At 68.5% G+C, this 13,481-nt stretch carries 11 protein-coding genes; 3 read left to right on the top strand and 8 right to left on the bottom strand.

Features of this window, described 5'->3' with window-relative positions:
* Window positions 1-141 precede the first annotated feature (141 nt).
* Window positions 142-1,725: a phosphoenolpyruvate carboxykinase (ATP) gene (pckA, locus tag F784_RS0104950; protein ID WP_019585603.1), complete on the top strand. Its 1,584-nt coding sequence runs from the start codon at window positions 142-144 to the stop codon at window positions 1,723-1,725.
* Window positions 1,726-1,823: 98 nt separating this feature from the next.
* The gene (locus tag F784_RS22340; protein WP_019585602.1) at window positions 1,824-2,390 is read left to right on the top strand and encodes a hypothetical protein; all 567 of its coding nucleotides are present in this window, start codon (window positions 1,824-1,826) and stop codon (window positions 2,388-2,390) included.
* A gap of 52 nt (window positions 2,391-2,442) precedes the next feature.
* On the opposite strand, the gene F784_RS0104940 is transcribed toward F784_RS22340, so the two are convergent.
* The 4 genes from F784_RS0104940 to F784_RS0104925 all read right to left on the bottom strand — a co-directional run bounded on the left by F784_RS0104940 (window position 2,443) and on the right by F784_RS0104925 (window position 6,786).
* Entirely contained in the window at window positions 2,443-3,333 is an 891-nt protein-coding gene (locus F784_RS0104940) for an EamA family transporter (RefSeq protein WP_026332279.1), read from the bottom strand.
* Window positions 3,334-3,432: 99 nt separating this feature from the next.
* Complete coding sequence (locus tag F784_RS0104935; RefSeq protein ID WP_019585600.1) at window positions 3,433-5,961, bottom strand: glycosyltransferase family 1 protein; 2,529 nt, start codon at window positions 5,959-5,961, stop codon at window positions 3,433-3,435.
* A 96-nt stretch (window positions 5,962-6,057) separates the two neighbouring features.
* On the bottom strand, window positions 6,058-6,354 hold the full coding sequence (locus F784_RS0104930; RefSeq protein ID WP_019585599.1) for a DUF1622 domain-containing protein: 297 nt from the start codon (window positions 6,352-6,354) through the stop codon (window positions 6,058-6,060).
* A gap of 9 nt (window positions 6,355-6,363) precedes the next feature.
* Entirely contained in the window at window positions 6,364-6,786 is a 423-nt protein-coding gene (locus F784_RS0104925; protein WP_019585598.1) for a DUF1622 domain-containing protein, read from the bottom strand.
* A gap of 94 nt (window positions 6,787-6,880) precedes the next feature.
* On the opposite strand from F784_RS0104925, the gene F784_RS0104920 reads away from it, so the two are divergent.
* Window positions 6,881-7,357 (top strand): hypothetical protein, encoded by a 477-nt coding sequence (locus F784_RS0104920; protein ID WP_019585597.1) that lies wholly within the window; start codon window positions 6,881-6,883, stop codon window positions 7,355-7,357.
* Window positions 7,358-7,406: 49 nt separating this feature from the next.
* Here the strand turns inward: F784_RS0104920 and F784_RS0104915 are convergent, their stop codons facing one another.
* The 4 genes from F784_RS0104915 to F784_RS0104900 all read right to left on the bottom strand — a co-directional run bounded on the left by F784_RS0104915 (window position 7,407) and on the right by F784_RS0104900 (window position 13,479).
* Window positions 7,407-9,110 carry a bifunctional metallophosphatase/5'-nucleotidase gene (locus F784_RS0104915; protein WP_019585596.1) on the bottom strand — a complete coding sequence of 568 codons (1,704 nt, stop codon included), beginning with the start codon at window positions 9,108-9,110 and terminating at the stop codon, window positions 7,407-7,409.
* Window positions 9,111-9,172: 62 nt separating this feature from the next.
* A complete protein-coding gene (locus F784_RS0104910; protein ID WP_019585595.1) occupies window positions 9,173-10,372 on the bottom strand; it encodes an alanyl-tRNA editing protein in 1,200 nt (399 codons plus the stop codon).
* A 29-nt stretch (window positions 10,373-10,401) separates the two neighbouring features.
* The gene (locus F784_RS0104905; protein ID WP_026332278.1) at window positions 10,402-11,208 is read right to left on the bottom strand and encodes an AAC(3) family N-acetyltransferase; all 807 of its coding nucleotides are present in this window, start codon (window positions 11,206-11,208) and stop codon (window positions 10,402-10,404) included.
* A 111-nt stretch (window positions 11,209-11,319) separates the two neighbouring features.
* Entirely contained in the window at window positions 11,320-13,479 is a 2,160-nt protein-coding gene (locus tag F784_RS0104900; protein WP_019585593.1) for a glutamine synthetase III family protein, read from the bottom strand.
* Window positions 13,480-13,481: the final 2 nt, after the last annotated feature.

The raw sequence follows: 13,481 nt of genomic DNA, 5'->3' as shown, positions 1-13,481 counted from the left end.
GGCGCTCCCCCGCCTTTTGTCCCCTCCTACGTAACAACCGTTCGTTTGGAATGGAACCGGTTCCTGGGGCAGGATGAATGCGAATATTCAGACATTCCGTCCCCCACCCCCGGGACTGCCCGAGACCGAAAGGAACCCGCCATGAGCCTGACCCAGACTCCGCTGCTGCAAAACCTCGGTATCACCGACGCGACCATCCATCACAACCCCGGCGTGGACGAGCTGTACGCGGCGGCCATTCGCCGGGGCGAGGGCGAGCAGGCCGCCTGCGGTCCCCTCACGGTCCGCACCGACAAGACCGGCCGCAGCCCCAAGGACCGCTTCATCGTCAAGGACGACCTGACGCGGGAGAGCGTGTGGTGGGGCGGTTTCAACACGCCCATCAGCCCCGAGGTCTTCGACCGCCTGCTCGCCAGGATGACCTCCTATGCCGAGGGGCGCGAACTGTTCGTGCAGGACGTGTTCGCGGGCACCGATCCCCGCTACCGCATCGGGGTGCGGGTGGTGACCGAGATGGCCTACCACTCGCTCTTCGTCCGCAATATGTTCGTGCGGCCCACCCCGGAGGAGCGCGAGGACTTCCGGCCCGACTGGACGGTGCTCAACATTCCGTCCTTCAAGGCGGACCCGGCGACCGACGGCGTGAGGAGCGAGACCTTCATCCTGGTGAACTTCACCCGGCGAATGATCATCGTGGGGGGCACCCAGTACGCGGGCGAGAACAAGAAGGGCATCTTCGGCGTGCTGAACTTCCTGCTTCCCGAGCAGGGCGTGATGCCCATGCACTGCTCGGCGAACGTGGGCAGGGGCGGCGACGTGGCCCTCTTCTTCGGCCTGAGCGGCACGGGCAAGACGACCCTGAGTGCCGATCCCGAGCGGAAACTCATTGGCGACGACGAGCACGGTTGGACCGACACGGGCATCTTCAACTTTGAGGGCGGCTGCTACGCCAAGGTGATCAACCTGAACGCCGAGGCCGAGCCCGCCATCTACCGCACCACACGGACGTACGGCACGGTGCTGGAGAACGTGGTGCTGGACGGGGGCGGGATGCCCGACCTGGACGACGGCTCCCTGACCGAGAACACCCGCAGCGCCTACCCGATCACCGAGATCGACAACATCGTCGAGGAGGGCCGCGCCGGACACCCGAGGAACGTCGTGTTCCTGACCGCCGACGCCTTCGGGGTGTTGCCTCCGCTGAGCCGCCTGACCCCCGAGCAGATGATGTACCAGTTCATCAGCGGCTTCACCGCCAAGATTCCCGGCACCGAGCAGGGCGTCACCGAGCCGCAGCCCACCTTCTCCACCTGCTTCGGCGCCCCCTTCATGCCCCGGCACCCCGGAGAGTACGCCCGTCTGCTGGCACAGAAGGTGCGGGAGAGCGGCGCCCGGGTGTGGCTGGTGAACACCGGCTGGACCGGCGGGCAATACGGCCAGGGCAAGAGAATGAGCATCGCCCACACCCGGCGACTGATCAACGCGGCCCTCTCCGGCGAACTCGACGACGTGACCTTCGAGCGCGAACCCTTCTTCGGCCTGGAGATTCCGACCGAGGTTCCGGGGGTGCCCGCCGAAGTCCTGAACCCGCGCGGTGCCTGGGCGGATAAGGACGCCTACGACCGCACCGCGCGCAAACTGGCGGGGATGTTCCGCGAGAATTTCAAGCGGTTCGAGGACGGAGTGGACCCGGCCATTACGGCGAGCATGCCCGTGCAGGACTGAAGGTCCGGAGCCGGAGGCCGGGGAGCGGGTGCCCCGGCCTTTCTGTGTTGAAATGAGAGCCGGTCACGGTCGGCCGGGGCCTTTAAGGAGGAGAGCGCGTGGAAGCAGTGTTCATCATCGTGGCGGTGTTCGGCAGCATCTTCGGGGGCGTGATGGGGATCATCCACGTCTCGGGCAGACACAAAGTTCAGGTGCTGCGGGAGAAGCGCCTGCTGGCGGAGGCGCAGCGGCCGCTCCCGCTGCCAGCCCCGGCTCCCGCCGACCCGAATGCGGCGCCCGTACTGGCGCTACGCCTGCCGGAGCCGCAGCGGAGCATGGCGTTGGCCCTGCTCTCCCAGCTGGCCGACGCACCCACCTCGCTCGACGCCCGCAGCAGCTACCTGCTCCGGCAGGCCCAGGCCGAGTACCTTCCCGAGACGCTCCGCGCCTACCTGGAGCTGAAGGACGGCGCCCGGCAACAGCTGAACGCCCAGGGCCTGAACCCCGAAACTCTCCTGACCGAACAGCTGGAACTGATCCGCCAGGGGGTGGAGGACGCGCTGCGCCTCGACCACGTGGCCGCCGACCGCGTGCTCACGCAGGGCCGCTTCCTGCGCGAACGCTTCAGGTTGCCCACTACGGAAGAGACGGCCCCGGCCCTGTCACTTGAACCCCTGAAGGTCTAGCACCAGGTTCGCCCGACCGTTCGTCTGCCTGCTGTGCGGCGGCAGCGGGACATCAGTTCGCCGGTTCCGCCTCCACCACCGCCCGATCACCGCTCAGGCTGATGCCCGCGCTGGCGGCGATCACGCAGAGCATGGCGAGCCACTGCAGGGCGGACAGGCGCTCGTGCAGGAAGAGCAGGCCGCTCAGGGCGGCAATGGCGGGTTCCAGGCTCATCAGCACGCCGAAGACGCGGGCGGGGAGGGCGCGCAGGGCGGCCATCTCCAGGCTGTAGGGCAGGGCACTGGAGAGGACGGCGACGGCCAGGCCCGTGAGGAGGGCGGTGGGGGCGAGCAGGGTGACTCCCGCTGTCAGGAGGCCGAAGGGCAGGGTGACCACCGCCGCCACGATCATCCCCGCAACCACCCCGGTCACACCCGGCACCCGCCTCCCCAACTTCCCCCCCGCCAGGATGTAGAGCGCCCAGAAGGCCCCAGCGGTCAGGGCGAGCGCGGCGCCGAGGAGGTCGAGGCGCCCCTCTCCCCCACCGTGCGGCGCGATGAGGACGATGCCAAGGGCGGCGAGGGCGACCCAGAGCAAATCCTGCATCCGGCGGGAGAGCGCGAGGGACAGCACGAGCGGCCCCACGAACTCCAGCGTGACGGCCAGACCCAGCGGCAGCCGCGTCAGGGAGAGGTAGAAGGAAAGATTCATCAGACCGAGTGCGGCGCCGTAAGGCAGGACGGCCCGCCACGCCGCCGGAGTCAGGGCGCGTAGATTGGGGCGAAAGACCAGGCTCAGCAGGGCCGCCGCGAGCGTCACTCGCAGCGCTGTGGTGCCCGCCGCCCCCAACGTGGGAAAAAGCGTCTTGGCGAAAGCCGCACCGCCCTGGATGCTCAGCATGGAGAGGAGGAGCGCCGGAATAGGGGGTATGGATGGGGGCAGGACGCGGCGCACGGGGGGCATTATGGGGCTCGGAGCCACGAAGGGTGAGCCATGAACAAGACAGGAGGAGCTGAAGCGTCGGCCGCAGCTCCTCCTTCCCCATCACCCCTCAGAGCCTCTTCATGCCCACTTGATCAGGCCCGCCTCCAGGTCGTTGCTCAGGCCCTCGATCTCGGGGAGCATCCGCACACCCACCGAGTACAGGCCGCTGTCCTCCAGAGGGACCTGGGCGCTGTAGTGGCCGTTCCCCCGGGGGGCGAGGGGCACGCGGGTGAACTGGTCACCGCGCTTCAGCACCGCCTCGACGCGCAATTCCTCGGGCTTGATGCCTGCCGGGTTCACGGTCGCCTGCACCTCGACGCGTTCGCCGGGGCGGGCAGTGGCGGGCAGGTGGGCGCTGGCCTGGAGGCTGGTGTGGGGCCACTGCTGGCGCACCCAGCTCTTCCAGCCCGCGATCTCCCGGGCGCGCTGACTGCCGTCCTTCGCCAGGGCTGCGCCGCGCTCGGTCAGGGGCAGGTAGTACTGATTGACATAATCAATGACCTGACGCTGCATGGAGAAGCGTGGGCTGACGGTCTCGATGGCCCGGCGCACGACCTGCCGCCAGCCGCTACGGCCCTCGGCGTCGGGCTGGGGCGGGGCGTAGTACAGGGGCACGATCTGGGTTTCGAGAGTCGAGTACATGCTGAAGGCGTCCGCGTCATCCTGCGTGTTCAGGTCGGCGTACTCACGCTCCTCGCCGATGGGCCAGCCGTTCGTGCCGTCATACCCCTCACGCCACCAGCCGTCAAGGATGCTGAAGTTGGGTGAGCCGTTGAAGCTGGCCTTCATGCCGCTCGTGCCGGAGGCCTCCAGAGGGCGGCGGGGGTTGTTCAGCCAGATATCCACGCCCTGAACGAGGTGGCGGGCCACGTTCATGTCGTAGTTCTCTAGAATCACGATCTTGCCGCGGAACTCGGGTTCCTGGCTAACGCGGTAGATCTCCTGGATAAAGGCCTTGCCGGGATTGTCGGCGGGGTGCGCCTTGCCCGCGAACACGAACTGCACGGGGCGCTGCGGGTCATTCACGATGCGGCTGAGGCGGGCCTTGTCGCGGAAGAGCAGGGTCGCGCGCTTGTAGGTGGCGAAGCGGCGGGCGAAGCCGATGGTCAGCGCGTTCTCGGAGAGCACGCCGTCGGTGGCCGCCACTTCGGCGGCGCTCGCCCCGTTGCGGGTCAGTTGCTCGCGCAGTCGGCGGCGCACGAACTCGATCATCTCGCGCTTCATGTCGAGCTGCACGTCCGCGAGTTGGGCGTCGGAAAGTTCCTCGACGGCCTTCCACATCTCCTCGTCCTCCAGCCGCTCGGTCCAGTCCCCGGGCAGGACCGTGCCCAGCAGATCGCGCATGGGCTGCGAGGTGAAGGTGAGGTTGTGCGCCCCGTTCGTGACGTGGCCGATGGGCACCTCCCCCGCCTCGGCGCCCTCGTACAGGAACTTCCACATGTCACGGCTGACCTTGCCGTGGAGCTCCGAGACGCCGTTCGCCGCGCGGCTCATGTTCAGGGCGAACACGGTCATGGAGAAGGTGGGGACCCAGTGGCCGTCCCAGAACTGGTCGTGACGGGCGAGAGCATACAGCTCCTCGCGCGAGGCGTGCAGCAGGGCAGGCCAGCGGCCCAGGTAACGGTCCATCAGGTCGTACGCGAAGGCGTCGTTCCCGGCGGGCACGGGCGTGTGGGTGGTGAACAGGGTGGAGCTGGCGACCGTCTCGGTGGCGGTGCGGAAGTCGAGCCCCGTCTCCACGAGTTCGCGGATACGCTCCAGGCCGAGCAGGGCGGCGTGGCCCTCGTTCATGTGGTAGACCTGCGCGGAGACGTTCAGCGCGCGCAGCGCCCGGATGCCCGCCACCCCCAGCAGCACGTACTGCTGCACGCGAAGTTCCTGGTTGCCACCGTACAGCCGCGCGGTGAGTTTACGGTCCTCTTCGGAATTCTCAGGTACGTTGGCGTCGAGGAGGAGGACCCGGATGCGGCCCACACGCAGGTCCCACACCCGCACGTGGACCTCGCGGTTCCCGATCTGCACGCTTACCCGGGCCTCCTCGCCCCCGGCGGTCAGCGCGGGCTTGATCGGCAACGTGGTCAGGTCGAGTTCGTCATAGGCCTCCTCCTGCCAGCCGTCCTTGTTGAAGAGCTGGCGGAAGTAGCCCTGGTGGAACAGCATCCCGACCGCCGTGAAGGGCAGGCCCAGGTCGGACGCACTCTTGCAGTGGTCGCCCGCCAGCACGCCCAGGCCACCGCTGTAGATCGGCAGCGATTCGTGGAAGCCGTACTCCATGCTGAAGTAGGCGACGGGACCGAGGGCGGAAGCATTCTTGCTCGCCCAGGTGTCCTTCTTCCCCATGTAGGCGTCGAAATCGGCCAACACCTGCTTGTAGCGCCCCAGGTAATCGGGATCGGCCGCTGCCTGCTCCAGGCGGTCCTGCGACACCTCCAGCAGCACGCGCACCGGGTTGTGCTGGAAGCGCTCCCAAATTTCGGGATCGAGGTCCCGGTACAGCGCTTGGGCGTGCGGCGTCCACGACCAGTAGAGGTTGTAGGCGAGTTCGGACAGCCGCGAGGTAGCCTCGGGAAGCTGGGGGAGCACGGTGACCTGGCCGATGACGTTCATACCCGCTGAGATTACACTACGGTGCCATGCTCTTCTTCCGCCCGTGTGGCGGGAGAGACGGCGAAAATCGAACCTGCCCAGACAGGACTGGGGGGCTCAGCCGTGGCCCTGCCGCAATTCCCGGCGCTCCCAGGTCGTGACGCGCTTGAGGACGGCTCTCAGCACGAACACGGCGGCGAACAGGCCGATCTGGTTCCAGGTGGTGATCTCCATCGTCCGCAGCAGGGTGGCCACGACCTTGAGGTTCAGCGCGAACAGGATGCCGTCCACAACGAGGAGCCGGGCGCGGGGTATACCCCCTCCCCGAATTAGGGTCAGCAGCGCGGCGACGATATACCCGAAGAGGACCAGGTTGGTGACCAGTTCCACGAGCAGACGCAGCAGGGGGAGCACCTTCCACTCCTACTGCTGGCCCTGTTCCTGGCGGATGGGGTGGGTGATCCTGGCGTCGGCGGTCTGCTGCTCGGTCTCGCGCACCTCCCGGCCCAGGAAGTAGTTCAGCGCCGTTCGGATGGCCGCGATGGCTGCCAGCTTGCCGATGTCGTTCCAGTTCGGCGCCACGGCCGTCCGCAGGATGTCGGCGGCCAGCAGGAATTCCAGCACGACCGAGAGCCAGCGGCCCAGGCGGAGCCGGATGGCCTCTTTCAGCGACTCGGGGCGTTCGTGCTGCACGAAGAACAGGGCCAACGAGCGCCACACCGCCTCGATCACCGCGAGCCCCACGATGATGCCGGAGGCTCCCTCCACCCCCGTCGCCAGATACCGCGTGATGAGGCCCACCACCGCCTCGAACTGCGTGAAAAAGCCCCCCAGATTGCCTTCCATGCCCGCAGGCTAGGCGCTCCCTGGGGACGAGGGTGATAGGCGCGCAGAGAAGATTTTGAGAAAGAGGGCTGCCACCCACGCGCTAGCCTGAGGCGTGACGCGAGCTGCCCACGAGGACGACCCCCAGTCCCTGCTCCATGCCGAGGGCGAACGCCTGGCCCGGCGCCTCGCGCAGACCTTGGGAAGTGGCGAGCTGGATGTGGCCCGGGCGCACCTGCTGGGCCTCAGCCTCGCTGTGAACCTGGTGAATGCGCTGATCCCCACCGTCGAGCAGATCACGCGCCATGCCGGGCGGCCCCTACACGCCCACCTTGTCGCGGACGAGCGGGGCCGGGCGGTGATCGAGACGGTCACCCCCGACGGCGAGCGGCACACCCGGCTGCCGGTGGACGACCTGCTCGACTCGGCGCTGTACCGGGCGGGGCGGCTGCATCCCACCGTCTCGGCGCATCTGAGTGAGGCGATGACCGGCAGCGAACACCACGCCACCCGCGCGCTCGCGGCCTGCCTGAAAAGCGCGCCTGTCCTGGATGCCATCCGGCGGCAGCTCACGGCCCTGCTCCAGAAATAGGCGCCGGGGAGGGGCGCGCTTAGGCTCCCTCCCCGGTTGACACCCGACCTCAGTTCAGGCGGGTGATGCGATTTTTCGGCCCCGGCGTGACCGTCTTCGACTTCAGGTAGGCCACGAACGCGTCGAGGTCCACGTCACCGCCCAGGCGGTTCGTGCCCTGCGTGAACGCCGTGAAGTTGTCGCCACCATCGGCCAGGAAGTTGTTCACCGTGACGCGGTAAGAGGCGGCGGGATCGAGGGGCTGGCCGTTCAGGGCGATGTTGCTGACCTTCTCCCCCTTGGGCTTGCTGTTGTCCCAGGTGTAGGTAAAACCCTCGCTGACCTGGAGGATGCGGTTGTCGGTCGCCGACGGGTTGCCGAACTGCTGCTCCAGCACCGCCTTGATCTGCGCGCCTGTCAGGGTGATCACCGTCAGGATGTTGCCGAAGGGCTGCACGGTGAAGGCGTCCCCGTAGGTCACCTTACGCTGCGGATTGGGCAGGTTCACGGGCAGGTCGGCGCGGATGCCACCGGGGTTCATGAAGGCGATCACGGCGCCGCCCTTCTCGGGGGCGCGGGTGGCCGCGAGCTGCGAGTCGGCGATCACGTCGCCCAGGGCACTCTCGCCCGCCGCGTTCTGCGCGCGGGTGATCTGCTCGGCGCCCAGGGTGGCGATGGTCTGCTGCGCCACCGGGTCGGTGAGGGCCTTGGCCTTCTGGACGATGGCGGTCATGGCCGGGTCCTTGGGTCCATTCTTGGCATCGACAACGACGTTCTGGGCCTTGACGGACAGCACCTGGTCCTTCTGAAGGCTGATCTTGAGGTCGAGGCGCTGGAGCAGGTGGCCGTAGGCGTCGCCCTGGATGACCACGCGCTCCTTGCCGCTGGGGTCGGGCACGAGGCAGTTGTAGCCCCTATGCGTGTGGCCGGTCATCACGACGCTGATCGCCGGGTCGAGCCCCTTGGCGATGTTCACGATGTCCCCCGTCAGGGTCTTGCAGTCGGTGATGTCGAAGCCATCCTTGCTCGCGCCGCCCTGGTGGACGAGTGCGATGATCGCGTCGGCCCCGCCGCGCTTGATCTGCGGGATGACCGAGTTGATGGACGCCACCTCGTCCTCGAAGCGCAGGCCCGCCACGCCCGAGGGGGTCACGACGGTTGGGGTGTCCTTGAGGACCGCGCCCACAAAGGCGATGCGCGCCGGGCCGACGTTCACGATCTTGTAGGCGGGAAAGACGCGCTGGCCGGTCTTCTCGTCGATGACATTCGACGCGATGTAGGTGTATCCAGCGCCGGGGAAGGTGTTCTCGTACTTGCAGGCCCGCTCGGGCGCGTTGCTGTCGCAGCCGCCCTTCTGGAAGCGCAGGAGTTCCTGGATGCCGTTGTCGAACTCGTGGTTGCCGACCACGTTGACCTGCATGCCGAGCTGGGTCAGGGCGTCAATGGTGGGCTCATCGCGCAGCAGGGCGCTGATGAGGGGGCTGGCCCCCGTCATGTCGCCCACGCCCACGAAGACCGTGTTGGGGTTGTCCCTGCGGGCCTGGGCGAGGACGCCGCCGATGGCCTCGATACCGCCCGCGGGCAGGTTGATCTGCTTGGTGGGGTCGGCGGGATCGGGGATCTTGACACCAGAGAAGCCAGTGGGCAGCAGGTTGCCGTGAAAGTCGTTCACGCCGATGACGGTCACCGTCACGTCGGGCTGGTCCGGGCTCAGCAAGGAGGAGCAACTGCTCAGGCTGAGCGCGGCGCCCACCAGCATCAGGTTCTTTTTCATGCGCCCACAGCATAGCGGGCGGCGCGTGATGGGAGTGTCAACTGGCAGCCGGGAGGAAGGCCTTAACCGGGTTGTAAGGCATCCGCCAGCAGGCTGCGAACAGCCTGCCTGAATTCCCCGGGACGTTCGGTCGTTCCCTGGGCGAGCGCGGGGCGGCCACCCCCTTTGCCGCCCGTGACCTTCAGCGCAGCTCCCAGCAGGTTCCCGGCGGGCACATCCACCCGCCCGCTGCCGATGCCGCAGCGTCCGCCCGGGGCGATTGCGCCCCGCACCTCCCCCGCCGGGGTGGCGGCCAGAGCGGCAGGCAGGAGCGCCGCGTCGTCCAGGGTGAGCCAGCGCAGCGGGACCCCAGAGACCTCTTCCAGCGGCGCCGCATCCGCGAGGGCCACGGCCAGCCGCTCGCGCAGGGCCGCTGCCTCGACCTTGAGGGCGTCCCGTTCCGCCACCAACGCCGTGACCCGCTGAGGGAGGGCGGGAACCGGCACGCTGAAGCCCTGGGCCAGAGCGCGGGCCTCCCGGTACACGCCCGTGAGGAAGGCGGCGGCCTCCTCGCCCGCCATGAACACGATTCGGGTCAGGCCCGACCGGATGCGCTCGGTCCGCAGCACGACGACCGGGGCGACCTGGCCCGCCCGGGGGACATGGGTGCCGCCGCAGGCGCTCACGTCGAAGGGGGTGCCGTCCGCCTCGCGAAAGATCACCAGCCGCACGTCGCCGCGCACCTTGGTCTCCCGCCGCAGGGGGTAGAGGTGGAGGTCCGCCTCGGGGACGGTGGGCGTCTCCAGCGTGAGGTCGCCGCGGGCCAACGTCTCCCGCAGCAGCGTCTCGGCGGCTTCCACGTCGGCCTCAGCCGGGTCACCCTCCAGATCGAGGGTGCTCTCGGCATTCCGCATGCTGACCGCCGCCACCCGGAAGGCGGGGTTGACGCGGAGGAAAGCCTGGGCGAGCAGATGCTCCGCGGAGTGCCGCGCCATGTGCCGCCAGCGCCGCGCCGCGTCCACCTCGCCCGTCACTGGTGTGCCGACCGGGGGCGATGTCCCCTCCACCTCGTGCCAGACCACACCGCTCGGCTTGTCCTTGCGGGTATCGAGGACCTGGGCCTCGCCGCCCGGCCAACGCAGCACGCCCGCGTCCCCGTTCTGCCCGCCGCCCTCGGGGTAAAAGGCCGTGGCGTCGAGGGCCACAGCGCCGTCACGCACGTCCAGGACCGTGGCGGTGAAGGTGAGGAGGGTCGGCGACTGATGGTACAGGGCGAGGGTCATGGGGCCAGGGTAGAGCGTCCAGGTGCCTCTCAGGAGGGCTGGGGCGTCTGGGGGCGCGGCGTCAACCCGTTCTGCCGCACCATCCGCCGGACCTCCTGGCAGCGGCAGCCCGGATAGGTGCAGAGCAGCGCCTCGGGGTCGGCGGTCAGCAGCCGCACGGTGCCGTCCACCAGGTCGCGCACCCGGTATAGGCGTAGCGTCGCGTTGCCGACCCGGGTGGACCGCCCCCGTACATAGGGTTCCAGGCGCCCGAAATCCGCCGAGCAGTTGGGAAAGGCGGTGGGCAGCACCTGACCCTCCAGCGGCACGTAGCGGGTGAGAAGCGGCATTCCGGCGACATGTTCGCCGTAGTGGATGGTCGTGTTGCTGCCGAAATCCACGCCCATCAGCAGGGCGTACCCGTTCAGGTCGTACAGCGCGCCGACCGGCGCGTAGGGGCTGGCAAGGGTCTGCGCCGCCGTAACTCGCCCCGCCTCCGCGCCCAGCGCGATGAAGCTCAGGGTGGGGTGGAAGGAGCGCACCGCATCCGCCCGCTCCACGAGTTCCTGGGGCACCCGGCCGATGTCGCGGCTGACCCGCGAGTCCCGGTGGAAGCGCGCGTGGACGGGCGACGTGGGATGGCGCAGCAGGGTGTGGTAGGTGAAGGCCGGGGCCACCACTGTCGCGGCCCGCGCGGTCAGGGTGTCCACCACCGCCCGCGCCCCACCCTCCAGGTGACCGAACGACTTCAGGCTGGCGTGGACGATCACGTGCTGCGACCCGTCGAGCCCCAGCTCGGCCAGCCCGGTCTCCAGCTCGGCGGGCGTGACGGACGGTTTACGCAGCATGTTCAACACAGGGTCAGTTTACCAGCGGCCCGCCGTCCGCGATCAGAGGGCAGCCCACAGAAAGAGAAGGGAGCCGTCCGGACGCGGACGGCTCCCTTCTCTTTCTGAACGTTGACCTCTTTACTTCACGAACAGCAGTTGCCGGTACGTAGGCAGCGGCCAGTGCTTGTCGGCCACGACCTTCTCCAACCGGTCGGCGGCCTGCCGAACCTGCTTCATCGCGGGCAGCACGTGGTCGCGGACGTGGTGGGCCTTGTCGTGGATCTCCTCGCCGCCTGTCTCCCGGTTCTGCTCGCGCAGGGTCTGGAGGGCGTCGTACAGCTCGTCGGTGAGTGCAGCGACCTCGGTGGCGGTCGCGTCCAGGGCGCGGCTGGGCGTCTTCACCGCACTCAGGTCGCCCAGGTACTCGGCGGCGGCGGGCAGGATCATCGTCTGGGCGATGTACTCGGTCGTCTCGCCCTCGATGTTCACCGTCTTGAAGTAGATGTCGTACATGATCTCCTGCCGGGCCGCCAGCTCGCGCTCGGAGAGGACGCCGAACTTGCCGAACAGCTCCACGTTCTCCGGGCTCGTCAGGAGCGGAATGGCGTCCAGGCTGGTCCGCAGGTTCAGCAGGCCGCGCTCATGCTCCGCCTCGCGGTGCCACTCCTCAGAGTAGCCGTCGCCGTTGAACACGATGCGCTTGTGCTTGCTGTACGTCGTCTTCACGATCTCGCCGACCGCCGCGTCGAGCCCCGCGCCGCGGTTGAGTTGGGCCTGCAACTCGGCCGTGAGCGACTGCACCGCGTCCGCCACGATCAGGTTGAGGACCGTGATCGGGAAGGAGATGCTCTGGGAGGAGCCCACCGCCCGGAACTCGAACTTGTTGCCGGTGAAGGCGAAGGGGCTGGTGCGGTTGCGGTCCCCGGCGTGGCGCGGCAGCGGCGGCAAGACGGGTGAGCCCAGGCCCAGCAGACCGGCCTCGGCGCCGCGCCCGCCCTGGCCGCTTTCCAGACGGTCGAAGATCTCGGTCAGCTCGCTGCCCAGGAAGATGGAGATGATCGCGGGCGGCGCCTCGTTCGCGCCCAGGCGGTGGTCGTTGTTGGCCGCCGCCACCGAGATCCGCAGCAGGTCCTGGTGCTCGTCCACGGCCTTGACCACGGCCGCGCAGAAGAACAGGAACTGGAGGTTCTCGTGGGGGGTGTCGCCGGGTTCCAGCAGGTTCTCGCCCGCGTCGGTACCCATGCTCCAGTTGCAGTGCTTGCCCGAGCCGTTCACGCCCGCGAAGGGCTTCTCGTGCAGCAGGGCGACCAGGCCGTACTTGCGGGCGGTGTTCCGCAGGATCTGCATGATGAGCTGCTGGTGATCAGCGGCCACGTTGCTCTGCTCGAAGATGGGGGCGATCTCGAACTGGCCGGGGGCGACCTCGTTGTGGCGGGTCTTGACCGGGATGCCCAGCGCGTAGAGCTGCTGCTCGGCGTCGGTCATGAAGCTCAGCACCCGGTCGGGGATCGCGCCGAAGTAGTGGTCCTCCAGCTCCTGCCCGCGCGGGGGCTGCGCGCCGAAGAGGGTGCGTCCGGTCATCACCAGGTCGGGGCGGCGGAAGAAGAACTCCTCGGCGATCAGGAAGTATTCCTGCTCGGCGCCCAGCGTGCTGCCCACCCGGGTGCCGAGGGAGGCGCCGAAGAGGTGCAGCGCCGGGGTCACCGCCTGGTTCAGCGCCTCGACCGATCTGAGCAGCGGCGTCTTGAGGTCCAGCGCCTCGCCGGTCCACGAGGCGAAGGCGGTGGGGATGCACAGGGTCGCGCCGTTCGCGTGCCGCATGATGAAGGCCGGGCTTGAGGGGTCCCAGGCGGTGTAGCCGCGGGCCTCGAAGGTGGCGCGCAGGCCGCCCGAGGGGAACGAGGAGGCGTCGGGCTCGGCCTGGATGAGTTCCTTGCCGCTGAAGGTGGCGATGGCCCCGCCGTCCCCGTTCGGCGAGACGAAGGAGTCGTGCTTCTCGGCGGTCGCGCCCGTCAGGGGCTGGAACCAGTGGGTGTAGTGGGTCGCGCCCTTCTCCATCGCCCAGGTCTTCATGGCGAGGGCGACCGTGTCGGCGATGGCGGGGTCCAGGGTCTCGCCGCGTTCCACCGTGCCCCGCAGGCTCTTGTACGCCGACTTGGAGAGCCGGTTCTTGAGCTCCTCCAGGGTCAGCACGTCGCTGGCAAAGAGTTCGCCGACCACCTGGGCGGGCGAGGCGGGCGGCGAGGTCTCGACCCGCCAGTTGCGGGCGGCGGAAATTACGTCCAGATCGTGGTTCATAA

The organism is Deinococcus apachensis DSM 19763 (genome assembly GCF_000381345.1).
Taxonomy (GTDB): domain Bacteria; phylum Deinococcota; class Deinococci; order Deinococcales; family Deinococcaceae; genus Deinococcus; species Deinococcus apachensis.
This window is presented reverse-complemented; position numbering and strand designations above follow the sequence as displayed.